This is a genomic window from Frigoribacterium sp. RIT-PI-h, assembly GCF_001297205.1.
Lineage (GTDB): Bacteria > Actinomycetota > Actinomycetes > Actinomycetales > Microbacteriaceae > Frigoribacterium.
Map to the genome: position 1 here is coordinate 1 of NZ_LHOZ01000064.1, position 22,730 is coordinate 22,730.

Here is a 22,730-nt window from a genome sequence, read left to right on the forward strand (position 1 = left end):
GGTGCGCGGGCGACCGGCTGCCGGAGCGTCGGACGGGTGTCGTCAGCTGGTCGTGCCCGGAGCGGCGTCGGCCGGGTCGGCGGGGGAGTCCGCCTGCGGGGCGACGGCCCGCGGGCCCGCCACGTCGAGGGCGGTGTCGCGCAACGCGGGGCCCCGGGCCTCGTCACCGGCCGTCGTGGGGGGGATGCCGTCGAGGGTCGTGCCGGCGGCGAAGACGTCGCCCGCCCGCGCGAACCCCCAGGGGTCGGTGAAGGTCCAGCCCGCGTCGGCGACGTAGCTCTCGAGTTGCGCCTCGTACCGCGCCGCGGCCCGGGGTGCACGGTCGTAGGGCGGGATTGCGGCCACGACGACGTGCCTCGGCCGGATCGTGTCGACGATCGCGTCGTAGGACGCCGCGGACTCGGCGAAGGTCAGTCCGAGGCGCACGTCGTTCGTGCCGGACATCAACACGAGGACGTCGACGTCGTCGATCGGGCGCACCGCCGCGGCCTGCTCCTGCACTGTCGAGCCGCCCTTGGCGTAGCCGCCCACGTAGTCGATGCCGTCACCCTGGGCGTAGGTCATCCAGGTGTCGGCGGTGAGCCCCTCGCTGAGCAGGCGGCCACCTCCGGCGGTCAACGAGTCGCCGACGACGGCGACCCGCACGCCGCCCGAGCTCGGTGCGACGGCCACGCCGGGTGCGGCGGCGGCCTGAGCCATCGTGCCGGACCCGGAGGCGCCGGTCGCGTGGGTCGGAGGAGCGGCGCACCCGGCCGCGAGGGTGGCCACGACCGCGCCGACCAACGCGACCCGTGCGAACGTCGCGCGTCTCATGTGGCCATCTTGGGTCACGTCGCGCCAGGAAAAATCATCCGCCAGCACGACTTCCCCCCCCGAGCCACCCCAGAGACCCCTGAAAGGCGCCGACGCCTGCGTGCAAGGTGCGGAGAAAATTGCATCGAAGGCGCCTACCGGCGCCGACACCTGCGTGCAGGGCGCGGAGAAGATTTCATTGAGGGCGCCTACAGGCGCCGACGCCGGAGGCGTCGAATGATTCGAGAGGGGATGACGGGAATCGAACCCGCGTGATCAGTTTGGAAGACTGAGGCTCTACCATTGAGCTACATCCCCGTGAGCGGCCGAGCCGCACGGGTGAGACCAGCATAAGGCATCCGACGAGGTCGCTCAGTCACGGGCCCTCGGCGTCGGCTAGACTCGACGCGGCCTTCACGTACCCGACCTCAACGGGGCTCACGCGTGCCGGCCGGTTCCAGGCTGATACACGGGGCGTAGCGTAGTGGCTAGCGCGTCCGTTTTGGGGGCGGAAGATCGCAGGTTCGAGTCCTGTCGCCCCGACGATCGTCTACCTGCTGTCTCGGATGTGAGTTCAGCGCCACCAACACAGGAGAAGCCCCACATTGGTCCAGACCACGGTTGAGAAGCTCAGCCCCACGCGCGTCAAGCTCAACATCGTCGTCACCCCCGACGAACTCAAGCCCAGCGTCACGCACGCCTACGGTCACATCGCCGAGTCGGTCAACATCCCCGGGTTCCGCAAGGGCAAGGTGCCGCCGCCCATCATCGACCAGCGTGTCGGTCGTGAAGAGGTCCTCAACCACGCTGTCAGCGAGAGCCTCGACAAGTTCTACCGCGAGGCCGTGACCGAGACCGAGATCCGCGTCCTCGGTCGTCCCGAGGCCGACGTCGTCGAGTGGCCGAACGTCAAGGACTTCTCGGGCGACCTGAAGATCGCCGTCGAGGTCGACGTGCGCCCCGACTTCGACCTGCCCGAGTACGACGGCCTCGAGCTGACGGTCGACACGGTCGACATCACCGACGACGAGATCGCCGAAGAGCTCACGAACCTGCGTACCCGTTTCGGCACGCTGGTCACCGTCGACCGCCCCGCCACCACGGGGGACTTCGCGCAGATCGACCTCACGGCGACCATCGGCGACGACGTCGTCGACACCGCCAAGGGCATCTCCTACGAGCTCGGCTCGGGTGAACTGATCGAGGGCATCGACGAGGCCCTCGAGTCGCTCACCGCCGGCGAGAGCACCACCTTCGAGTCGAAGCTGCTCGGCGGCGACCGCGAGGGCGAGACCGCCCTCATCGCCGTCGACGTCACGGCCGTCAAAGAGCGCGAGCTGCCCGAGGCCGACGACGACTTCGCCCAGATCGCCAGCCAGTTCGACACGATCGACGAGCTCAAGGGCGACCTGAAAGAGCAGCTGGCCAAGTCGAAGACCTTCGGTCAGGGTGCCCAGGCACGCGACCAGGTCGTCGAGAAGCTGCTCGAGGCCGTCGAGATCCCCGTTCCCGAGAAGCTCGTCGAGGACGAGGTGCACCGTCACCTCGAGCAGGAGAACCGCCTCGAGGACGACGAGCACCGCGCCGAGGTGAAAGAGAGCAGCGAGAAGGCCTTCCGCAACCAGATCCTCCTCGACGCCATCGCCGAGAAAGAGGCCGTCAAGGTCGAGCAGGACGAACTGACGCAGTACCTCATCCAGGGTGCGGCCCAGTACGGCATGGAGCCCGGCGAGTTCATCAAGGTCCTCGCCCAGAACGGCCAGATCCCCGCCATGGTCGGCGAGGTCGCTCGCAGCAAGGCCCTCGCGGTCGTGCTCAGCAAGGCCAAGGTCGTCGACGGCAAGGGCGACTCCGTCGACCTGTCCGCCTTCACCGCGACCGCGGGCGTCGGCGGCGACGACGACCACGCGGGTCACGACCACGCGTAAGCAGCAGGGGCGGGACGACTGACCCGTCACGTCGAGAGGGCCGGGTGCGAGATCGCACCCGGCCCTCCGTCGTTTCCGGCGCCGCGCCTCCCGGGCTCTCGGACGCGCCCCCACGAGGCCGTGGAGGCGCGGTATCTGCCGTGGGCGAACAGCCCGGAACCCGTGCGTTGGCTCCGATAGATTCGACGACAAGCGACAACGAATGGGAGCTCCACCATGGCCGACGTGACACTGCCCAACAGTGTTTTTGACCGACTGCTCAAAGACCGGATCATCTGGCTCGGCTCTGAGGTCCGCGACGAGAACGCCAACGAGATCGCCGCGAAACTGCTGCTGCTCGCTGCGGAAGACAGCGAGAAGGACATCTACCTCTACATCAACTCGCCCGGCGGGTCGATCACGGCGGGCATGGCGATCTACGACGCCATGGAGTTCGTGCCGAACGACATCGTCACCGTCGGCATCGGCATGGCCGCGTCGATGGGCCAACTGCTCTTGACGGCCGGCACCAAGGGCAAGCGTTACATCACGCCGAACGCGCGTGTCCTCTTGCACCAGCCGCACGGCGGGTTCGGCGGTACCTCGTCCGACATCCAGACGCAGGCGCAGCTCATCCTCTCGATGAAGCGCCGACTGGCCGAGATCACGGCCGCGCAGACGGGCAAGACCGTCGAGCAGATCAACGAAGACGGCGACCGCGACCGCTGGTTCACCGCTGAAGAGGCCCTCGAGTACGGCTTCGTCGACCACATCCGCGGCTCGGCCACCGACGTCGTCGGCGGCGCCGGCACCGACCAGGCCTAGGCCCTCCGCCCCTTCGTCAGAACGAGAAAGAGAAGAACTCATGGAACTCCCGATGATGGGTGGCGCGGGTCGAGTGCAGACCCCCAGCTCCCGGTACATCCTGCCCAGCTTCGAAGAGCGCACGGCCTACGGCTACAAGCGTCAGGACCCCTACGCCAAGCTGTTCGAAGACCGCATCGTCTTCCTCGGCGTCCAGGTCGACGATGCCTCGGCCGACGACATCATGGCCCAGCTGCTCGTGCTCGAGAGCATGGACCCCGACCGCGACATCACGCTCTACATCAACTCGCCCGGCGGCTCGTTCACGGCCATGACGGCCATCTACGACACGATGCAGTACATCCGTCCCGAGATCCAGACGGTCTGCCTCGGTCAGGCGGCGTCGGCTGCGGCCGTCCTGCTCGCCGCCGGCCAGCCCGGCAAGCGTCTCGCACTGCCCAACGCCCGCGTGCTGATCCACCAGCCCGCGACCGGTGGCAGCAGCGGCGGTCAGGCTTCCGACATCGAGATCCAGGCCGCCGAGGTGTTGCGCATGCGCACCTGGCTCGAAGAGACCCTGTCGAAGCACTCGAACAAGACGCCCGAGCAGGTGAACCGCGACATCGAGCGCGACAACATCCTGGGCGCTCAAGAGGCGCTCGAGTACGGTCTCGTCGACCAGGTCCTCGGTTCGCGCAAGAACCAGCCGGCGGCGCTGACGCGCTGATCTCGGCATGACGACGAAGGCCCCGGGCACCTGTCCGGGGCCTTCGTCGTGGCGATCGGCACGTCCTCCTCCGACCATCCCCGTCGGATGTGCTCGAACCACCCGGGTCGGTCCGTGAGTGTCGGCGGATCGGGTTAGGCTCGTTGCACACGACGACCGGTCCCGGTCGATGACCTCAGCCAATCAGGGAGGCCGAGCATGGCACGCATAGGTGAGAGTGCCGATCTGCTCAAATGCTCGTTCTGCGGCAAGAGCCAGAAGCAGGTCCAGCAGTTGATCGCCGGTCCTGGCGTGTACATCTGCGACGAGTGCGTCGAGCTCTGCAACGAGATCATCGAAGAGCGCCTCGCCGAGGCCGGTGACGAACCCGCGAGCGAGTTCGACCTGCCCAAACCCCGCGAGATCTACTCGTTCCTCGAAGAGTACGTGATCGGGCAGGACGCGGCGAAGCGTGCCCTCTCGGTGGCCGTCTACAACCACTACAAGCGCATCCGTGCCGCCTCGACCCTCACGGCCGCCGAGTCGCTCGCCGACGAGGTCGAGATCTCGAAGTCGAACATCCTGCTGATCGGCCCGACCGGCTGCGGCAAGACCTATCTGGCCCAGACCCTCGCCAAACGGCTCAACGTGCCGTTCGCCGTCGCCGACGCCACGGCCCTCACCGAGGCCGGTTACGTCGGCGAAGACGTCGAGAACATCCTGCTCAAGCTGATCCAGGCCGCCGACTACGACGTCAAGCGGGCCGAGACCGGCATCATCTACATCGACGAGATCGACAAGATCGCCCGCAAGGCCGAGAACCCGTCGATCACGCGCGACGTCTCGGGCGAGGGCGTGCAACAGGCGCTGCTCAAGATCCTCGAGGGCACCGTCGCCTCGGTGCCGCCGCAGGGTGGTCGCAAGCACCCCCACCAAGAGTTCATCCAGGTCGACACGACCAACGTGCTCTTCATCGTCGCCGGGGCCTTCGCCGGGCTCGAGGACATCATCTCGAACCGCGCCGGCAAGCGCGGCATCGGTTTCGGTGCCCCGTTGCACAGCAAAGAAGACGAGGCAGCCCTCTTCAGCGAGGTCCTTCCCGAAGATCTGCACAAGTTCGGCCTCATCCCCGAGTTCATCGGTCGTCTGCCCGTGGTCACCACGGTCACGCAGCTCGACCAGCCCGCCTTGATGCAGATCCTCACCGAGCCGAAGAACGCGCTCGTGCGGCAGTACCAGCGCATGTTCGAGATCGACGGGGTCGAGCTCGAGTTCGACCGCGGCGCCCTGGAAGCCATCGCCGACCTGGCCGTCCTGCGTCAGACCGGCGCTCGCGGGCTCCGTGCCATCCTCGAAGAGGTCCTCGGTCCGATCATGTTCGACGTCCCGTCGGACGACACCGTCGGGCGAGTCGTCATCACACGGGCCTCGGTGCTCGAGAACGCCGCGCCCACGATCGTGCCGCGCCTCGTCGAACAGCGCACCGAGAAGTCCGCCTAGCAGCGACGTCAGAACGCCCCCGCCGGTTCGGCGGGGGCGTTCTCGCGTGAGGCGAGGCCGCGTCGGCCGACGCGGTGTCAGGCGAGGCCGCGACGCGCGAGCAGGGGCTCGACCCGGGCGTCCCGACCGCGGAAGTCGCGGTAGGCCTCGAGCGGGTCCTTCGAGCCGCCGACGCCCAGCAGCCGTGAGCGGAACCGGTCACCGTTCTCGCGGGTGAGTCCGCCGTTCTGCTCGAACCACTCGACCGTGTCGGCGTCGAGCACCTCGCTCCAGATGTACGAGTAGTAGCCGGCGTCGTATCCGCCCGAGAAGGTGTGGGCGAAGTACGTGCTCGAGTAGCGGGTGGGGACCGACGCGGGGTCGAGGCCCGCCGCCGCCAGCGCCTCCTGCTCGAACGCCTCGACGTCGGTGACCGCCGCCGCCTCGGCCGACGACAACGCGTGCCACGCCTGGTCGAGCAGCGCCGCGGCGAGGTACTCGCTCGTCTCGAAGCCCTGGTCGAACCCCTGCGAGGCGATGAGCGCGTCGACCAGCGGCTGGGGGAGGCGTTCGCCGGTCTCGTGGTGCACGGCGTAGTTCGCGAGCACCTCGGGCCAGAGCATCCACATCTCGTTCACCTGGCTGGGGAACTCGACGAAGTCGCGGAAGACGTTCGTGCCCGAGAAGGTCGGGTAGGTCACCCGGGCGACGAGACCGTGCAGGGCGTGCCCGAACTCGTGGAAGAACGTCGTCACCTCGTCGAGCGTCAGCAGGGTCGGCTGGCCGGCCGGCGGTTTCGGCACGTTGAGGTTGTTGACCACCACCGTCGGCAGTCCGGTCAGGGAGGACTGCGAGACGAGCGGGTTCATCCAGGCGCCTCCGCGCTTGCTGTCGCGCGTGTACAGGTCGAGCACGTAGAGGCCGACCTCGGCGCCGTCGGCGTCGGTCACCTCGAAGACCCGCGCCTCGGGGTGGTACGCGACCAGGTCGGGGCGCTCGGCGAACCGCAGGCCGTAGAGCAGCCCCGCGGCGAAGAAGACGCCGTCGTGCAGAACGCGCTCGGCCTCGAAGTACGGGCGCATGGCGGCCGTGTCGACGTCGTGCTTCTCGGTGCGCACCCGTTCGGCGTACAGGGCCCAGTCCGAGGCCCGGACCGGCCGCCCGGCGACGCGCCCGCGCCCGGCCGGGTCGGCGCGCGCGTGGCGGGCGGCGGGGGGCGCGAGCCGCCCGGGCGGGTCGGCCACCGCCTCGGGGGTGCCCGCGGTCTCGCCCGCCGTGACGTAGGCGGCGTGCGACCGGAACCCGAGCAGCTCGGCCCGCTCGGCCCGCAGGCGGGCGATCTCGAGCACGAGCTCGCGGGTGTCGGGGTCGCCTCCGCGGCGTCCGCGCGAGAGCGACGCCTGCATGATGCGTTCGCGCAGCGCCTCGTCGGTCAGGCTCGCCAGGTAGGGGTGGCCGCTGAACAACACGAGGGTGATGACGTAGCGACCCTCGAGTCCACGCTCTCGGGCTGCCTCGGCGGTGGCGGCGATCGCCCCCGGGTCGAGTCCGTCGAGTTCGGCGACGTCGTCGACCACGACGGCGAGCTCGTTCGTGTCGGCCAACAGGTTCTTCTCGAACCGCGTCGTCAGGGTCGAGAGCCGTCCGTTGGGGTCGCGCAGGCGGTCCTTGGCTGCGTCGCGGGGGGCGGCCCCCGGGCGGGGGGCCTCGGCGACGGGCCGCTCGACGAGGTAGCGCTGCTCGGCGGTGAGGTCGAGGGCGTCCCGACGCTCGTGCACGCTGCGGAGACGGGCGAAGAGACGTGGGTCGAGGCGGATGGCGTCGGCGTGTGCCGCGAGCCGCGGGGCCAGTTCGAGTTCGAGGGCGTCGGTGGCCTCGGTCGAGTCCGACGAGGTCTTGTTGAAGAAGACGTGCTCGACGCGGGTGCGCATGGCGCCGCTGCGTTCGAGGGCGGCGACCGTGTTCTCGAAGGTCGGCTCGGCAGGGGCGGCCGCGATGACCTCGACCTCGGCCAACTGCTCGGCGAAGCCGGCCTCGAACGCGGGGCCGTAGTCGTCGTCGGTGATGCTCGCGAACGGCGGCAGCGAGTACGGCAGCGTGCTGGGGGAGAGGAACGGGTTCGTCATCAGCCCACACTAGGAGGCGCGCTAGGGTCGCCGCATGAGCGAACGCCCCGAGACGCCCGCCCGGTACACCCACGGCCACCACGAGAGCGTGCTGCGCAGCCACTCGTGGCGGACGGTCGAGAACTCGGCCGCGTACCTCGAGCCGCACCTCGTGCCCGGGGTCAGCGTCCTCGACGTCGGGTCGGGGCCGGGGACCATCACCGTCGACATCGCCGGACGAATCGCGCCCGGTCGGGTGATCGGCATCGACGCCGCGGCCGGCATCGTCGAGCAGGCGACGTCGCTCGCGGTCGAGGCCGGCCTGCACAACGTGCAGTTCGAGACCGCCGACCTGTTCGCCCTGCCGTTCGACGACGACGCGTTCGACGTCGTCCACGCACACCAGGTGCTGCAGCACGTGGGCGAACCGGTGGCCGCCCTGCGCGAGATGCGTCGGGTGACCCGCCCCGGGGGAGTCGTGGCCGTCCATGACGTCGACTACCACGGCTGTGTCTGGGCTCCCGAGAACCCCGGTCTCGACCGGTGGATGGACGTCTACCAGGCCGTGCACCGCGGCAACGGCGGCGAACCCGACGCCGGGAGGCGCCTCAAGGGCTGGGCGCTCGAGGCGGGCTTCGTCGACGTGGCGAGCAGCGCCTCCGTGTGGTGCTTCGCCTCGGACGAGGACCGCACCTGGTGGGGTGACAGCTGGGCGGCCCGGGCGACGGAGTCGGCGTTCTACGCCGACGCGATCGAGAAGGGTGCGGCCACGCACGACGAGCTGCACGCGATCGCCGACGCCTGGCGAACCTGGCGCGACGCCCCCGACGGCTGGTTGATCATGCCGCACGGCGAGCTGCTCGCCCGCGCCTGACCGCGACCAGCAGCCGGCGACCAGCGGTCGGCGAGTGATCGAGAAGACACGACATGCCGCTCACCCCCAGAGGTGAGCGGCACGTCGTCACATCTCGGCCGACGTGGCGCTAGTCGTCGTCGCCCTCGGCGTCGACGGGCTCGTGGATGCGGGCCTCGCCGGTGACGGCGTCGACCCGGATGACCGTGCCGTCGTCGAGCTCGACGACGGGACGGCGCTCGAGCCAGGTCAGCGTCCAGCGCCACGAGGTCGCGTCGACTCGCTGGTCGGCGAGCTCACGCTCGACCTGGGCGACCGCCCCGAGGACGGGAGCGGGCAGCTCGGCCGGGGCCGCGCCTCCCACGCTCCACCGCGTGCCGAGCTGCATCAGGCACCCGCCGTCGGGGCCGGAGCGGCGCCGACACCGGCGTCGGCCGGCACCTCGGCGAAGACGATGTCACCGACCGCCAGCTCGTCGCCCTGGGCGAACGACAGCTCGGCGATCTTGCCGACCGCCGCGAGGTCACCTGCCGCGAGCTTCACGAGCTCGAGCTGGGCCGAGGGGCCCGTGATGACGGCCGAGGCCACCGGGGTCTTCTGCGAGGCCTTGGCGTCGGACTTCGCCCGCCGGACGAAGATCAGTGCCTGCCCGACGAGCCCCACGAGACCGGACGAGGTCTCGCCCTCGGTGAGGCCGAGCTCGTCGACGGTCGGCCACGCGGCCCGGTGCACCGAGTCGTCGTGCGTCCACGACCAGACCTCTTCGGTCGCGAATGGCAGGTAGGGCGCCAGCAGACGCAGCAGACCCTCGAGCACCGTCCGCAGCGCGAGCACGGCCGAGGCCTGCTCGGCCGGCGTGGTGGCACCGTAGGCGCGCTCCTTCACGAGCTCGAGGTAGTCGTCGCAGAACGTCCAGAAGAACTTCTCGGTCGTCTCGAGCGCGCGGGCGTGGTCGTAGCCCTCGAGCGCCTCGGTCGCGGTCTCGATCACGGCGGCGAACGACGCGAGCAGGTCGCGGTCGAGCGGCTGCGTGATCTCGAACTCGCCCGAGGGCAGCTCGAACGAGTAGACGAACTTCGCCGCGTTGAGCACCTTGATCGCCAGACGGCGGCCGATCTTGATCTGCTTGGGGTTCTGCGGGTCGAACGCCGCGTCGGTGCCCAGTCGGCTCGACGCCGCCCAGTAGCGCACCGAGTCCGAACCGTGGTCGTCGAGCATGGCGGCCGGGGTGACCACGTTGCCCTTCGACTTCGACATCTTCTTGCGGTCGGGGTCGACGATGAAGCCCGAGATCGACGCGTTCTTCCACGGCACGGTGCCCGACTCGAGCTGTGACCGGAGCATCGTCGAGAACAGCCAGGTGCGGATGATGTCCTGACCCTGGGGGCGCACGTCGTACGGGAACACGAGGTCGAACAGCTCGGGATCGCGCTCCCACCCGCCGGCCAGCTGCGGGGTGAGCGACGAGGTCGCCCACGTGTCCATCACGTCGACCTCGCCGACGAAGCCGCCGGGCACGCCGCGCTGCGACTCGTCGTAGCCGGGTGCCGCCTGGGACGCCGGGTCGATGGGCAGCTGTGCCTCGGTGGGCACGATCACCTGGTCGAAGACCGGGTTGCCGTCGCCGTCGAGCGGGTACCAGACCGGGATCGGCACGCCGAAGAACCGCTGGCGCGAGATCAGCCAGTCGCCGTTGAGGCCGTTGACCCAGTTGTCGTAGCGGACGCGCATGAAGTCGGGGTGGAAGGCCACCTCGCCGCCGCGCTCGAGCAGCGAACCCTTGAGCTGCTCGTCGCGGGCACCGTTGACGATGTACCACTGGCGGGTCGAGACGATCTCGAGCGGCTTGTCGCCCTTCTCGAAGAACTTCACGGGGTGCGAGATCTTGCGGATCTCACCCACGAGCTCGCCCGACGCGGTCAACTGCTCGACCACGGACTGCTTGGCGCTGAACACCGTCTTGCCGGCCAGCTGGGCATAGGAGGCGCGCCCCGCCTCGGACGTGATCGCCTCGGGGGCCTCGCTGACGAAACGACCGTCGAAGCCGATCACGGCGCGGTTCGGCAGCTGCAGCTCGCGCCACCAGACCACGTCGTTGGTGTCACCGAAGGTGCAGACCATGGCGATGCCGGAGCCCTTGTCGGGCTGGGCGAGGTGGTGCGCCACCACGGGCACCTCGACGTCGAACAGCGGCGAGCGGACGGTCGTGCCGAACAACGCCTGGTAGCGCTCGTCGTCGGGGTGGGCGACGAGGGCCACGCAGGCCGGCAGCAGCTCGGGCCGCGTGGTGTCGATCAGCACGTCGCCCTGGCCGTCGGTGCGGTGGAAGGCGAGCTTGTGGTACGCCCCGGGCATCTCTTTGTCCTCGAGCTCGGCCTGGGCCACGGCCGTGCGGAACGTGACGTCCCAGAGCGTGGGCGCGTCGGCCTGGTAGGCCTCGCCGCGGGCCAGGTTGCGGAGGAAGGCCTTCTGCGCGATGGCCTGCGAGTCGTCGTCGATGGTGCGGTAGCTCTGGGTCCAGTCGACCGAGAGGCCGAGCTTCCGCCAGACGTCCTCGAACTGCTTCTCGTCCTCCACCGTGAGGCGCTCGCACAGCTCGATGAAGTTGCGACGCGAGATCGGCACCTGGTCGGCGGCCTTCGACGACTTGTTGTCGCCACCCTCGAAGGGCGGGGTGAAGTCGGCGTCGTAGGGCAGCGACGGGTCGCAGCGCACGCCGTAGAAGTTCTGCACGCGACGCTCGGTCGGCAGGCCGTTGTCGTCCCAGCCCATCGGGTAGAACACGCGCTTGCCGCGCATGCGCTCGAAGCGGGCCTTGACGTCGGTGTGCGTGTAGCTGAACACGTGGCCGATGTGGAGGCTGCCCGAGGCGGTCGGCGGCGGGGTGTCGACCGAGAACACGGAGGCGCGGGTCGCGTCGGTGCGGTCGAAGCGGTAGGTGCCGTCGGCCTCCCAGACCTGACCCCAACGGGCCTCGAGTCCTTCGAGGGCGGGCTTCTCGGGCATCGCTGACGTCATGGTCTTCTCCGGTTCTGTGGACGGCACCGTGTCGGTGGGGAGGTGCCTGGTTGTGGGACTCCGACCAGTGTACGCACCCTCGCGAGGGCTCCTCGGGAGCCGCCACCGCGCCTCCTGCAGGGCTGCGGTCACTGCACGCCTGCGCACGCTGCACTGGTACTGACATGGCGGTTCTGCTAGGCTCGCGGGGTTTTGCCGACGCTGGGGTCGACTGCCACCGCCCGACGACCTGGAGGCCTCATCCGATGTCAGCCAAGAAGAACGACAGCAAGAAACCCGCCCGCCGGAAGCTCACCACCGACGACGTGACCGTCGTCGAAGAGGGGCTGCTCAAGCGCGCGGTCAGTGCCGCCGCCCTCGGCAACGCCATGGAGTGGTTCGACTTCGGCGTCTACGCCTACATCACGACGACGATCGCCCAGGTGTTCTTCCCGCCGGGCAACGACGCGTTGAACATCCTCTTCACCTTCGGCACCTTCACCGCCGCCTTCATCGTGCGCCCGATCGGCGGCGCGTTCTTCGGCCCGCTCGGTGACCGCATCGGCCGCCAGAAGGTGCTCGCCCTGACGATGATCCTCATGGCGGCCGGGACGCTCGCCATCGGCCTGATCCCGTCGTACGCGACCATCGGCCTCTGGGCGCCCGTCCTGCTGCTGCTGGCGCGCCTCCTGCAGGGATTCTCCACCGGTGGCGAGTACGGAGGCGCGGCCACGTTCATCGCCGAGTACTCGCCCGACAAGCGCCGCGGCTTCATGGGCTCGTGGCTCGAGTTCGGCACGCTCGCCGGCTACGTGCTGGGTGCCTCGCTGGTCACCGGCCTGCAGCTCGGCATGAGCGAGGAGGCGCTGCTCGCCTGGGGCTGGCGCATCCCGTTCCTGATCGCCGGGCCGCTCGGCCTGATCGGGCTCTACCTGCGCCTCAAGCTCGAGGAGACCCCGGCGTTCCAGAAGCAGCAGGAGGAAGCCGCCGGGCGCGAGCACGTCAAGGTGCCGTTCGTGAAGCTCTTCGCCGAGAACTGGCGTGCGCTGATCGTCTGCATCGGCCTGGTGCTGGTGTTCAACGTGACCGACTACATGCTGCTGTCGTACATGCCGACCTACCTCACCAACACGCTCGGCCGCAGCGCGACCTCGGGGCTGCTGCTCGTGATCGTCGTGATGGTCCTGATGATGATCGTCATCACGTTCAGCGGGCGACTGAGCGACCGGTTCGGGCGGCGCCCGGTTCTGTTCGCCGGCTGCATCGGATTCCTGGTGCTGTCGTGGCCGGCCCTCAAGCTCGTGCAGTCCGAGAGCACGCCCCTCGTGTTCGTCGGCCTGCTGGTCCTCGGCCTGGTCCTCGTCACCTTTACGTCGACCATGCCGTCGACGCTGCCCGCGTTGTTCCCGACGATCATCCGCTACGGCGCCCTGGCCATCGCGTTCAACGTGTCGGTCTCGCTGTTCGGCGGCACCACGCCCCTGGCCACCGAGGCGCTGGTCGTCTGGGCCGAGGGGGAGGGCTTCTCCTGGGCCCACGACATCCCCGCCTTCTACCTGATGGCCGCGGCCGTGATCGGCCTCGTCGCCGTGTGGTTCACGAAGGAGACGGCCAACGAGCCGCTGCTCGGCTCGGGCCCGTCGGTCGCGACCGACGACGAGGCGCGTGAGTTGGTTGAGGCCTACGCCGACGAGTCGAGCGAGGTCGCGAAGTCGGACTGGGCGCTCGAGTGGGCGCAGTCCGGGCTGATCGACGTGGTCGACCCGAAGGCCGCCGAGGCCGACGCCGCCCGCCGCGCCCGTCCCTGATCTCACCCGCCGCGTTCGAGACATCACGACGTGCCGTTCACCCTCGGCGGTGAGCGGCACGTCGTGTCATCTGGCCGGGCCGGGCCGGGCCGGTCGGGCGGGGCTCGGGGCGAGCGGCGAGCAGAGCGCGGGGGGGGGCGGGCTGCGGGGCGCCGAACACGTCCGCCGTGCGGCCCTGCTCGACGATCCGGCCCTCGTGCATCACGGCGACCCGGGCGGACATGTGCTCGACGACGTCCAGGTCGTGCGAGATGAAGACGTAGGCGAGCCCGTCCTGCCGCTGCAGCTCGTCGAGCAGGTCGAGCACCTGGGCCTGCACCGAGACGTCGAGCGCCGAGACCGGCTCGTCGCAGACGATCACGCGGGGCCGCGGGGCGAGGGCCCGGGCGATGGCGACGCGCTGACGCTGGCCTCCCGACAGCGTGTCGGGGCGTCGCGCGGCCGCGTCGGCGGCGAGACCGACGCGCGCCAGCAGGGCGACGACCTCGGTCGCGACCGGCCGGAGGCGCGTGCTGCGTCCGGAAGTCAGCGCGTCGGCCAGCAGTCGGCCCACCGTGAAGCGCGGATCGAACGAACTCGCCGGGTCCTGGTAGATCGCCCCGAGCTCGCCGCGGCGGGGACGGCGGGCCCGCTCGCGGGCCGGGGCCCAGGGCGTGCCGGGCAGTTCGGCCGTGCCGGCGTCGGGGTCGTCGAGGCCGAGCAGCAGACGAGCCGTCGTCGTCTTGCCCGAGCCCGACGCTCCGACGAGGCCGAGCGTGTCGCCGGCCCGCAGCGAGAGCGAGACGTCGTCCACGGCGACCCGGTCCGGCCCCCGGCGCCCCGCGAAGACACGGCGCAGGCCCGTCGCCACGAGGACGGGGCCGGCGGGGGGAGTCGTCGACGCGACCGGTGTCGACGAGCCGCGCGCGCCTCCTGGTGGGGGTGCGTCGGAGGCGACCGGCGTCGTCGACGCGGGCGCGCCTCCTGCGTCCGGGCCGTCGGGCGTCACCGGGGCGGACAGGCGCCGGCCCCGCGGGGCCCCACCCGGCAGGGCGGCGAGGAGCATGCGCGTGTAGTCGGCCTGCGGCGAGTCGAGCACGGTCGCCGTGGGGCCCTGCTCGACGACGCGCCCGTCGCGCATCACGACGACGCGGTCGGCCAGGCGGCGCACGACCCCGAGGTCGTGGCTGATGGCGAGGACGGCCGTCCCCGCGTCGCGCAGGGCGGCGAGCCGGTCGACGACCAGGCGCTGCACCTCGGCGTCCAGGGCCGTGGTGGGCTCGTCGGCGACGATCACACCGGGCCGCAGGGCGAGGGCCGCGGCGATGAGCGCCCGCTGCCGCAGCCCGCCCGAGAGCTCGCCCGACCGCAGGCCGCGGCGCACCTCGGGGTCGGGCATGCCGACCTCGGTGAGGACCTCGAGCACCCGGGCCCGACGGGCGGTCGGCGAGAGTCGCGTGTGCAGGCGCAGGGCGTCGTCGATCTCGCGGCCGACGGGTCGCAGGGGGTCGAGCGAGACCAGGGCGTCCTGCAACACGAGCCCGATGCGCGGGCCACGCAGCCGGCGCCAGCGGCGCTCGGTCAGCGTGAGCAGGTCGTCGTCCCCGAGTCGCAGGGCGCCGGCCGTCACGGTGCCGCCGGTCAGCCCGAGCACGGCCCGGGCGGTCACGCTCTTGCCCGAGCCGGACTCGCCGACCAGGGCCACGCACTCGCCGGGCCGCAGCGAGAAGGACACGTCGTCGACGGCGGTCACCCCGTCGAACGCGACGTGCAGACGGTCGACGACGAGGTCGTCCGAGGAGGCGCGGTGGGGGTCGCCGAGAGCGGCGCCGGTCGGCGGCGGTTCCGTGGTCATCGCCGTCCTCCTCGTCCCCGTCGCGCCAGACCGCGCCCCAGCACCGTGGCCGACGCGGCCGTCACCACGACGGCCAGCCCCGGGAAGACGGTCATCCACCAGGCGACCGCGAGGTACGTGCGCCCGGCCGAGAGCATCGCACCCCACTCGGGCGCCGGGGGTGGCGACCCGAGTCCCAGGTAGCTCAGCGACGAGGCCCAGACCACGGCCTGGCCGAGGCCCAGCGTGGCGAGTACGACGACGGGGGCGAGGGCGTTCGGCAGCACGTGGCGCAGCAGCACGACGCCGGGACGGCGCCCGAGCACGGTCGCGGCCCCGACCATCGGCGACCGGCGGACGGACGCCCCCTGGCTGCGGACGATGCGGGCGTACCCGGGGGCGGGCGCGAGGCCGACGGCGATCGTCGCCGGCACGGCCCCGGGCCCGGGGAACGCGATGACGACGAGCGCCAGCAGCAGGCCGGGCAGGGCGAAGAGGCCCTCGAGCACGCGGCGCACGCCCGCGGCGGGCGCCCGGCCGACGGGGCGGGGCCCGCCGAGGCCCGCCAGGACGCCGAGCGCCACACCCAGCCCCGTGCCGATCAGCGTGGCGACGAGCCCGATCGTCAGCGAGGCACCGGCCCCGTGGACGACGCGGGTCCACACGCCTCGCCCGGACTCGGCCGTGCCGAACGGGTGCGCGGGCGACGGGCCGGTGAACGCGTCGGTCGGCGACCCGGCGAGCGGGTCGGCGGGGGCCAGCAGGTGCGGTGCGACCGCCATCGCGACCACGAGCAGCAGCAGAGCGGCCGCGACGAGTTCCGCCGGGCCGAGCGGCAGGCGCCGCCGGGCGACCCGGGGCGAGGAGGCGCGGGCCGGGGCGGCGCCCCCGGGCCGGTCCGGCAGCACGGTCATGCCGCGCGTCCTCTCGGGTCGACGGCGCGCTCGGCCAGGTCGCCGAGGGCCACCACGACGACGTAGGCGAGGGCCGAGACGAGGGCGACGCCGGTCCCGAGCGGGATGTCGCGCAACGTGACCGCCCCGAGCAGGGTGCGGCCGAGGCCCGGGCGGGCGAAGACCGACTCGACGACGACGGCCCCGCTGAGCAACGAACCGAACGCCCAGCCCGACAGGGCGAGCCCGGGCAGGGCCGCGTGTCGGAGCAGGTGTCGGACGAACAGGCCCGACGGGCCCTCACCCCGGGCTCGGGCCGAGAGGGCGAACGGTGTGGCCGCGGCGTCGAGGAGCGAGTCGCGGGTCACCTGGCCGAGGAACCCCGCGACGGGGACCGCGAGCGTGACGACCGGCAGGACGAGCCCCGCGGGGGTGCCCGTGCTCACCGGGGGAAGCAGCCCGAGCTCGCTGCTGAAGACCAGGATGAGCAGGCTGGCCAGCCAGAAGTGCGGCACGGCCGAGGCGACGACCTCGAGCCCGGACGACACCGCCGAGGCGATCCGACCGCTGAGGCTCGCCCACCAGGCGGTCGCGATCGCCAGCAGCCAGGCCACGACCAGGGCCAGCAGGGCCAGGCCGATCGTGCCCGGCAACTGGTCGAGCAGCAACCGGCTGACGTCGGTGCGCAGCGAGTACGAGGTACCGAGGTCGCCCGTGGCGAGCCGTCCGAGCTGGGCGAGGTACTGCATGAGCAGTGGTTGGTCGAGGCCGTACTGCCGGCGGACCGTGTCGAGCGCCTCGGCCGACGCCTGCGACCCCGGACCGCCGAGGATCGCCTCGGCCGGGTCGCCGGGGACGAGCCGGATGGCGAAGAAGATGATCGTCGCGACGGCCCAGAGCACGAAGACCGCACCGAGCAGGCGGCCGACGAGCCACCGACCCGCACGTCGCCACCGCCCCGGACGCACCCGGTCAGCTCGCCTTGTAGGCGTCGTACATCGTCGGAGCCTGGACCGTCGGCAGGGCACGGACGCCCTGGACGGCCGAGCGCACCAGGTAGTGGTTCTGCTGGTCGTACAGCGGCAGGACGTGCCACCCCTCGAGGATCATCTGCTGCGCCTGCTGGTAGAGGTCGGCGCGCTCGTCGGCGTCGCTCGTCTCGGAGGCGCGGGTCAGGAGGTCGTCGAGGGCCGGTTCGCTCGTCTGCGACAGGTTGGCGAAGTAGCCGCTCGGGGCCGGGGTGATGCCGTCGCTGTCGTAGAGGATGCGCAACACGTCGGGGCCGACCTTCGTGTACGGCGCGCTCACCAGGTCGTACTCGTTCGCGGCGAGGGCGCCGTACCAGCTCGAGAGGTCGAGGGGCTCGAGGGTGACGTCGAAGCCGAGGTCCTTCGCGCCGGCCTGGACCTGCTCGAACAGCGACTGCTCGGCCGGGATCGACTGGTTCGTGCTCACCGGGAACGTCGCGGCGAGGCGCACGCCGTCCTTCGTCCGGTACCCGTCCGCGTCGCGGGTGGTCCACCCGGCCCGGTCGAGCAGGTCGTTCGCCGCGTCGGTGTCGACGTCGAAGAGCGACTCGTCGGAGAACGCCAGCGGCTCGACGCTCGACAACGGGCTGTAGGACCGCGTCGCCGTGCCGAAGAACAACGAGTCGATGCCCGAGTCGACGTCGACCCCGCGGATGAACGCCTCGCGGACGCTCGGGTCGTCGAAGGGCGCCTTGCCGGCGTTGAGCTCGATGCGGTTGGAGGCGCCCGGGCGCGGGGCGTCGATCTCGTCGAGCGAGTCGTCCTTCGCCGCGGCGACGAGGGTGTCGGGCTGCGCGTTGTCGATCACGTCGACCTGGCCGGCCTGCAGCGCGGCGTAGCGGGACGCCGAGTCGGGGATGAACCGCCAGACGATCTCGTCGAGGTACGCGGGCCCCTGGTGCCCGGCGTCGGCCGGGGGCGAGGCGTAGTCGTCGTTGCGGGTGAGGACGACCTGCTGCTGTTTGGTCCACGAGTCGACCACGAACGGGCCGGTGCCGACCGGCGACTCGCAGTTGACCTCTTGGCTGCGGGTCAGGGCCTCGGGCGACTCCATCGCGAGCCAGGGCTGCGAGAGGGACTCGAGGAGGGCGCTGTCGGGCTCGCTCAGGTCGAAGCGTGCCGTGCGGGCGTCGACCGCCTCGACGCCCGTGACCTTGCCGAGGGCGAGGTACCCGGTCGACGACAGCGTCGTGGGGTCTTGGAGGTGGGCGACGTTGGCCGCCACGGCGGCGGCGTCGAACGGCGTGCCGTCGGTGAAGGTCACGCCGTCCTTCAGCGTGAAGGTCCAGCTGAGGCCGTCGGAGGCCTCTTGCCAGGAGTCGGCCAGCCACGGCACGATGTCACCGTTCGCGTCCTTCGAGACGAGCGACTCGAGGTACTGCGTCGACACGAGCGCCTGCGGGTAGTTGCCGCCCACGTGGGGGTCGAGGCAGGTCGGTTCGGCGTCGCCCGAGGCGTAGGTGAGCGTGCCCCCGGAGACCGGGGTGGACGAGGCGTCGGGGTCGCCCCCGCTCGTGCAGCCGGCGAGCACGAGGCTCGCGACGGCGGTGGCGGCGATCAGGACGGGCAGGCGGCTGCGCATGGGGCTCCGGGCGTGGGGAGTGACGGGACGTCGGGTGTGATCCGACGACGCCGAGGAGAGGACGACATTCGTGGACCGGGTGCAACAAGTGCGCCGTCGAGTCTAGCGGCATGATGGTGGCCATGTCAGATGGACCAGGCCCGACCCGCACCCGGCGGCCGGTCGGCCGACCTCGCCGCTCGTCCGCCGAGATGCTGGCCGACGCGGCCGCCGAGCTGTTCCTCGAGAACGGATACGCCGGGACGACCGTCGACGACATCGCCCGCCGGACCGGCGTCAGCCGCGGCACGTTCTTCAACTACTTCGAGGCCAAGTCCGACCTCTTCTGGCTCGACCTCGACCGGAGCCTCGCGGATCTCGGGGACCTGCTGCGCGCCTCCTCGGGGCTCTCGCCGGTCCGGGCCGTCGAGGCGGCGCTCGTCGCGCTCGCCGAGGGCCACGACCCCGAGCGCGTGCCCTGGGCACTGACCCAGTCCGAGGCTATGGCCCTCGGCGACGACCTCGTCGCGTCGGCCGCCGTCCGGTTCGTGCGCCAGCAGGGGGTCGTCGCGTCGTACGTCGCCGAGCGCTCGGACCGCGATCGGTCGGATCTCTCGTCCCAGGTCGTCGGATCGGCCCTGATCGCCGCCGCGGCGGCTGCGATCGCCACCTGGGCTCGTGCCGGGGTGTCGCGGGGCCCCCTCGGGCCGGTCGTCGCGGCGGCCGTCGGGCCCGTCGCGGACGGGCTCGACGCCCGGGAGGCGCGCTCGGCCTAGACGGTGGGTGTCGGCGACGTCGAGGGGGACGTGGGCGAGAGAACGTCGACGAGCTCGGCGCGCTTCGGGAAGACCCACTTGTTCATGGCCCAGTAGCGGAAGACCATGGCGAGCATGGTGCCTATGATCGGGCCGCTGACGAAGTCGGCGATCTCTTGTGTGGCCAGCGACACGTTCGGCACCTCGAGGCCGAGGCCGTATCGGGACAGGTAGGCGGGGGCCGAGTTGATGGCGACGCCGACGAGGCTGACGATCACGAACAGCAGCATCTCGTGGGCGGTGTGACGCTCGCTCCGGTCGTCGAACGACCACTTCTTGTTCATCCAGTACGAGAAGACCGTCGCGACGATGATGCCCAGCGCGAGGGCGGTGACGGGGTGCTGGGGGATGACGAACAGCTTGAGCCCGTAGTTGATCACCATGGTGATCACGAAGCCGATGCCCCCGACGACGAGGAACCGCGCCGCGGAGGGGTGCTCTCTGATGAGCTTGATGACTGCTTGCACTGCATCACGGTAGCCGAGAGCGTCATGAAGTGGCTGGAAGCGACCACGGGATGCGTCACAAATCATCCCCCGAACGAGAGGGTGAGCCCGCGCGACGCCGGAGGAGTGAGGCGGTCTCACACTCGCGGATGACATCTGGTCACGGCCTGGTCACGGCGTGAGGAATCGTCGTCAGTCCTGGCTAACGTCGTGCTCGTCGGACCGGGTCACCGGGACGACGACCGGTCGCCCCGGGGTGGGCCAGGGCGACCGGTCCACCCTGACTCACGGAAGAGGACACCACTCATGAAGAAGACCGTGTCGACCGCCACCGCGCTGTCGACGGCCATCGTCATCGCCCTGGGGGGCATCGCACTGAGCGGACAGGCGGCCTCTGCGGAGTCGCTTCCGATCGAGCAGGAGGCGGCGGTCACCCCGTCGGTCACCGCGCCGGTGGTCGAGGCGGTGGAGGAGCCCCCGGGCATCGTCGGACCCGCCGAGCAGCCCGTCCCCGGCGCCGATCAGCTCGTGGAGCCTGCCGTGGAGCCCACGGTCGAGCCGGTGGTCGGTCTCGATCCGACGGACGACGAGCTGCCCGAGACGATCGACGCGACCACGGTCGTCCCTCCCGCCACCGCCGGCGTCGTCGCCCGGGCCGCGGCCTTCTACGTCGCGAGTCCGCAGCAAGGTGCCGTGTACCCGGCCCTCGGCTACGAGCTCGTCATCGACACGACCGAGGCGCCCGTCTCGTACGAGCTGTTCGACTCGGCCGGAGAATCGCTCGGTGGCGAGTTCGAGGCGCAGGGTCCGCGTGTCTCGCGGTACGTCCACCTCGACGACGACGCGCCGGCCGACCAGTCGGTGACCGTGGTCGTGCAGGACGAGCGCGGTGTCGTGATCGGGTCCGAGATCCGGTCGTTCCGGGTGGAGGTCCCGACCTCGCCCGCCGTCGCCATCAGCTCCCCTCGTCAGGGTGAGGTCCTCCGGACGCCGTCCACGACGTGGCCGGGTGGCGGCTCGTTCGTCCTCGAGGGCACCGCGGTGGCGGGCTCGTGGCTCCACTACTCGTACGAAGCGCTGTCGGCGCAGACCGGATGGGGAAGCGACTACGACGCCCCGGTCGTTCGATCCGACGGTACCTGGGCCATCGCCGACGGCCTGCCCTACGGCTCGTGGCGGGCCACGGTGCAGCAATACGTCGGAGTCGGGGACCCCGCCCTCGGGGGCGAGGCGCAGCCCTCACTGAGTCGCCTGTCGGCACCGGTGACCGTCGAGTTCACGCTGGCCGCGCCCGTGGTCACGGCTGCTCCGACCGAACCCGCTGCCGTGCCGGTCACCGTGCGACCGGCGGTGGTGGGCAGCACCCGCGTCGTCGCCGCCGCGCACCGCTCCGACCTCGCCTTCACCGGCCCGTCCGAGACGGCGCCGTGGGCGGGTCTCACCGGCATGGTGCTCGTGGGTCTCGGGGTGGCGACCGTCTTCGTCGCCCGGCGCCGCGCCTCCCGGGGCTGAGCCGCCGCGCGGCCGTCAGCGACGAGCCGGGTCGGATGCCCTCCGGGGCGTCAGGCTCGGCTCGTCCGGCGTGGAGAGGGTGAGCACGGCTTCTTCGACCGCGTCGTGGTCCTCGAGCTCTCGCTCGACCCTGCGGAGTGCCACCGCGACGTGCTCTTCACGGTCGTTGCCGGTCATGTCGACCGCTGCGACCAGGTAGAGCCGGCCGGGGCCCACGAACTCGGTGTGCAGATACGTCACGCGAGCGATCTCGGGGCGGGCCAGGAGGCGCTCGAGGACGGTCGACTCGAGTTCGTCCGACGGGCTCTCGCCGACGAGGAACCGCCGGTTGCGGTCGACCAGCACGAGAGCCACCACGCCGAGCAGCACGCCGACGGCGATCGACCCGATCGCGTCGAACACCGCCGACCCGGTGATCTGGTGCAGGAAGATCCCGAGGAACGCGATGAGGAGTCCGACCAGCGCGGCCGCGTCCTCGGCGAAGACGGCCCGCAGGGTCGAGTTCGAGCTGCGCAGGACGAAGCGCAGGGTCGGCGCGCCCCGCTCGCGGGCCGAACCCCTGGCCTGGCGGAAGGCCTGCAGGAACGACGTTCCCTCGAGCGCGAATGCGATCGCGAGGACGACGTAGTTGATCAGGTAGTTCTCCGCCTCCTCGTCGGCGGTCAACTGCGAGATGCCGTGCTGGATCGACACGACGGCGCCCACGGTGAACAGGCCGAAGGCGGCGAACATCGACCAGACGTACGTCTCCTTGCCGTAACCGAGAGGGTGCGCGTCGTCCCGGCGCTTGATGCCGCGCTTGTCGGCGATGAAGAGGAAGACCTCGTTGCCCGTGTCCGCCCACGAGTGCGCCGACTCGGCGACCATCGAGGCCGACCCCGTCAGGAACGCGGCGACCGTCTTCGCGACGGCGATCAGCAGGTTGGCGAGGAACGCCACGATCACGGTGACCGTGCTCTCGGGCTTGGCCGGCGATCCGGACGGGGTGGAGGACATGGCCTCGATCCTGCTCCTCGGGACGGCCTCGCGCCTCCCCGGCTCTGACGGTAGGATCGACCACGCATCGATCCGGCCATCACCGGGGAGCACCCGGAAGAAAGCGACCGGCGGGCCACGGCCCGGTGGTCGTCGGTAGAACCGGGCGGGGCAGGCCCGTCACAGCCGCAGCAGAGCGGTCGCGGTCGCCGTCCGAGAGGGCGACGACGGCGGCA

18 protein-coding genes and 2 tRNA genes are annotated in these 22,730 nt (G+C 71.0%); 9 read left to right on the forward strand and 11 right to left on the reverse strand.

The window, feature by feature from the left end:
• Positions 1–42: 42 nt before the first annotated feature.
• Both AEQ27_RS06695 and AEQ27_RS06700 read right to left on the reverse strand, forming a co-directional pair.
• On the reverse strand, positions 43–813 hold the full coding sequence (locus tag AEQ27_RS06695) for an SGNH/GDSL hydrolase family protein (RefSeq protein ID WP_054145955.1): 771 nt from the start codon (positions 811–813) through the stop codon (positions 43–45).
• 226 nt (positions 814–1,039) lie between these two features.
• Positions 1,040–1,110 (reverse strand) — tRNA-Gly (locus tag AEQ27_RS06700).
• A gap of 152 nt (positions 1,111–1,262) precedes the next feature.
• On the opposite strand from AEQ27_RS06700, the gene AEQ27_RS06705 reads away from it, so the two are divergent.
• The 5 genes from AEQ27_RS06705 to clpX all read left to right on the forward strand — a co-directional run bounded on the left by AEQ27_RS06705 (position 1,263) and on the right by clpX (position 5,709).
• A tRNA-Pro gene (locus AEQ27_RS06705) sits at positions 1,263–1,335 on the forward strand.
• Positions 1,336–1,397: 62 nt separating this feature from the next.
• On the forward strand, positions 1,398–2,720 hold the full coding sequence (gene tig / locus AEQ27_RS06710; RefSeq protein ID WP_054145956.1) for a trigger factor: 1,323 nt from the start codon (positions 1,398–1,400) through the stop codon (positions 2,718–2,720).
• A 216-nt stretch (positions 2,721–2,936) separates the two neighbouring features.
• Entirely contained in the window at positions 2,937–3,524 is a 588-nt protein-coding gene (locus tag AEQ27_RS06715) for an ATP-dependent Clp protease proteolytic subunit (RefSeq protein WP_043597035.1), read from the forward strand.
• Positions 3,525–3,564: 40 nt separating this feature from the next.
• Positions 3,565–4,230 carry an ATP-dependent Clp protease proteolytic subunit gene (locus tag AEQ27_RS06720; RefSeq protein ID WP_043597037.1) on the forward strand — a complete coding sequence of 222 codons (666 nt, stop codon included), beginning with the start codon at positions 3,565–3,567 and terminating at the stop codon, positions 4,228–4,230.
• Positions 4,231–4,428: 198 nt separating this feature from the next.
• Positions 4,429–5,709: an ATP-dependent Clp protease ATP-binding subunit ClpX gene (clpX, locus tag AEQ27_RS06725; protein ID WP_043597039.1), complete on the forward strand. Its 1,281-nt coding sequence runs from the start codon at positions 4,429–4,431 to the stop codon at positions 5,707–5,709.
• Positions 5,710–5,786: 77 nt separating this feature from the next.
• Here clpX and AEQ27_RS06730 read toward each other — a convergent pair whose 3' ends face one another.
• Positions 5,787–7,814 carry a M3 family metallopeptidase gene (locus AEQ27_RS06730; protein ID WP_054145957.1) on the reverse strand — a complete coding sequence of 676 codons (2,028 nt, stop codon included), beginning with the start codon at positions 7,812–7,814 and terminating at the stop codon, positions 5,787–5,789.
• Between the two features lie 34 nt (positions 7,815–7,848).
• Between AEQ27_RS06730 and AEQ27_RS06735 the strand changes: the two genes are divergently transcribed.
• Positions 7,849–8,667, forward strand: coding sequence for a methyltransferase domain-containing protein (locus AEQ27_RS06735; RefSeq protein WP_054145958.1), 819 nt, complete (start codon positions 7,849–7,851; stop codon positions 8,665–8,667).
• 109 nt (positions 8,668–8,776) lie between these two features.
• Here the strand turns inward: AEQ27_RS06735 and AEQ27_RS06740 are convergent, their stop codons facing one another.
• Positions 8,777–9,034, reverse strand: a complete 258-nt coding sequence (locus tag AEQ27_RS06740) for a hypothetical protein (RefSeq protein ID WP_054145959.1) — start codon at positions 9,032–9,034, stop codon at positions 8,777–8,779.
• Positions 9,034–11,664 (reverse strand): valine--tRNA ligase, encoded by a 2,631-nt coding sequence (valS, locus tag AEQ27_RS06745; protein ID WP_054145960.1) that lies wholly within the window; start codon positions 11,662–11,664, stop codon positions 9,034–9,036. Before valS ends, AEQ27_RS06740 begins: the two co-directional genes overlap by 1 nt.
• A gap of 245 nt (positions 11,665–11,909) precedes the next feature.
• Between valS and proP the strand changes: the two genes are divergently transcribed.
• Positions 11,910–13,451, forward strand: a complete 1,542-nt coding sequence (gene proP / locus AEQ27_RS06750) for a glycine betaine/L-proline transporter ProP (RefSeq protein ID WP_054145961.1) — start codon at positions 11,910–11,912, stop codon at positions 13,449–13,451.
• 37 nt (positions 13,452–13,488) lie between these two features.
• Here proP and nikE read toward each other — a convergent pair whose 3' ends face one another.
• The 4 genes from nikE to AEQ27_RS06770 are packed head-to-tail and all read right to left on the reverse strand — an operon-like array spanning position 13,489 to position 18,767.
• A complete protein-coding gene (nikE, locus tag AEQ27_RS06755; RefSeq protein WP_082383311.1) occupies positions 13,489–15,285 on the reverse strand; it encodes an ABC transporter ATP-binding protein in 1,797 nt (598 codons plus the stop codon).
• Positions 15,282–16,178 carry an ABC transporter permease gene (locus AEQ27_RS06760; RefSeq protein ID WP_082383312.1) on the reverse strand — a complete coding sequence of 299 codons (897 nt, stop codon included), beginning with the start codon at positions 16,176–16,178 and terminating at the stop codon, positions 15,282–15,284. Before AEQ27_RS06760 ends, nikE begins: the two co-directional genes overlap by 4 nt.
• Positions 16,175–17,125 (reverse strand): ABC transporter permease, encoded by a 951-nt coding sequence (locus AEQ27_RS06765; RefSeq protein ID WP_054145962.1) that lies wholly within the window; start codon positions 17,123–17,125, stop codon positions 16,175–16,177. The genes AEQ27_RS06760 and AEQ27_RS06765 overlap by 4 nt, the downstream gene beginning before the upstream one ends.
• A gap of 4 nt (positions 17,126–17,129) precedes the next feature.
• Complete coding sequence (locus AEQ27_RS06770) at positions 17,130–18,767, reverse strand: ABC transporter substrate-binding protein (RefSeq protein ID WP_054145963.1); 1,638 nt, start codon at positions 18,765–18,767, stop codon at positions 17,130–17,132.
• A gap of 122 nt (positions 18,768–18,889) precedes the next feature.
• On the opposite strand from AEQ27_RS06770, the gene AEQ27_RS06775 reads away from it, so the two are divergent.
• On the forward strand, positions 18,890–19,522 hold the full coding sequence (locus AEQ27_RS06775) for a TetR/AcrR family transcriptional regulator (RefSeq protein WP_161805503.1): 633 nt from the start codon (positions 18,890–18,892) through the stop codon (positions 19,520–19,522).
• On the opposite strand, the gene AEQ27_RS06780 is transcribed toward AEQ27_RS06775, so the two are convergent.
• The gene (locus AEQ27_RS06780) at positions 19,519–20,028 is read right to left on the reverse strand and encodes a GtrA family protein (RefSeq protein ID WP_054145965.1); all 510 of its coding nucleotides are present in this window, start codon (positions 20,026–20,028) and stop codon (positions 19,519–19,521) included. The two genes, AEQ27_RS06775 and AEQ27_RS06780, sit on opposite strands and share 4 nt — an antisense overlap.
• A 285-nt stretch (positions 20,029–20,313) precedes the next feature.
• Between AEQ27_RS06780 and AEQ27_RS06785 the strand changes: the two genes are divergently transcribed.
• Entirely contained in the window at positions 20,314–21,519 is a 1,206-nt protein-coding gene (locus AEQ27_RS06785) for a hypothetical protein (protein WP_054145966.1), read from the forward strand.
• A 15-nt stretch (positions 21,520–21,534) separates the two neighbouring features.
• Here AEQ27_RS06785 and AEQ27_RS06790 read toward each other — a convergent pair whose 3' ends face one another.
• Positions 21,535–22,515, reverse strand: coding sequence for a cation diffusion facilitator family transporter (locus AEQ27_RS06790; protein WP_054145967.1), 981 nt, complete (start codon positions 22,513–22,515; stop codon positions 21,535–21,537).
• Positions 22,516–22,730: the final 215 nt, after the last annotated feature.

Coding starts and splice junctions, on each gene's coding strand:
- AEQ27_RS06760 (WP_082383312.1), bottom strand. CDS start 16,178: ATGACCGTGCTGCCGGACCGGCCCGGGGGCGCCGCCCCGGCCCGCGCC.
- clpX (WP_043597039.1), top strand. CDS start 4,429: ATGGCACGCATAGGTGAGAGTGCCGATCTGCTCAAATGCTCGTTCTGC.
- AEQ27_RS06730 (WP_054145957.1), bottom strand. CDS start 7,814: ATGACGAACCCGTTCCTCTCCCCCAGCACGCTGCCGTACTCGCTGCCG.
- AEQ27_RS06695 (WP_054145955.1), bottom strand. CDS start 813: ATGAGACGCGCGACGTTCGCACGGGTCGCGTTGGTCGGCGCGGTCGTG.
- AEQ27_RS06785 (WP_054145966.1), top strand. CDS start 20,314: ATGAAGAAGACCGTGTCGACCGCCACCGCGCTGTCGACGGCCATCGTC.
- nikE (WP_082383311.1), bottom strand. CDS start 15,285: ATGACCACGGAACCGCCGCCGACCGGCGCCGCTCTCGGCGACCCCCAC.
- proP (WP_054145961.1), top strand. CDS start 11,910: ATGTCAGCCAAGAAGAACGACAGCAAGAAACCCGCCCGCCGGAAGCTC.
- AEQ27_RS06790 (WP_054145967.1), bottom strand. CDS start 22,515: ATGTCCTCCACCCCGTCCGGATCGCCGGCCAAGCCCGAGAGCACGGTC.
- AEQ27_RS06720 (WP_043597037.1), top strand. CDS start 3,565: ATGGAACTCCCGATGATGGGTGGCGCGGGTCGAGTGCAGACCCCCAGC.
- AEQ27_RS06775 (WP_161805503.1), top strand. CDS start 18,890: ATGTCAGATGGACCAGGCCCGACCCGCACCCGGCGGCCGGTCGGCCGA.
- AEQ27_RS06735 (WP_054145958.1), top strand. CDS start 7,849: ATGAGCGAACGCCCCGAGACGCCCGCCCGGTACACCCACGGCCACCAC.
- AEQ27_RS06770 (WP_054145963.1), bottom strand. CDS start 18,767: ATGCGCAGCCGCCTGCCCGTCCTGATCGCCGCCACCGCCGTCGCGAGC.
- AEQ27_RS06715 (WP_043597035.1), top strand. CDS start 2,937: ATGGCCGACGTGACACTGCCCAACAGTGTTTTTGACCGACTGCTCAAA.
- valS (WP_054145960.1), bottom strand. CDS start 11,664: ATGACGTCAGCGATGCCCGAGAAGCCCGCCCTCGAAGGACTCGAGGCC.
- AEQ27_RS06740 (WP_054145959.1), bottom strand. CDS start 9,034: ATGCAGCTCGGCACGCGGTGGAGCGTGGGAGGCGCGGCCCCGGCCGAG.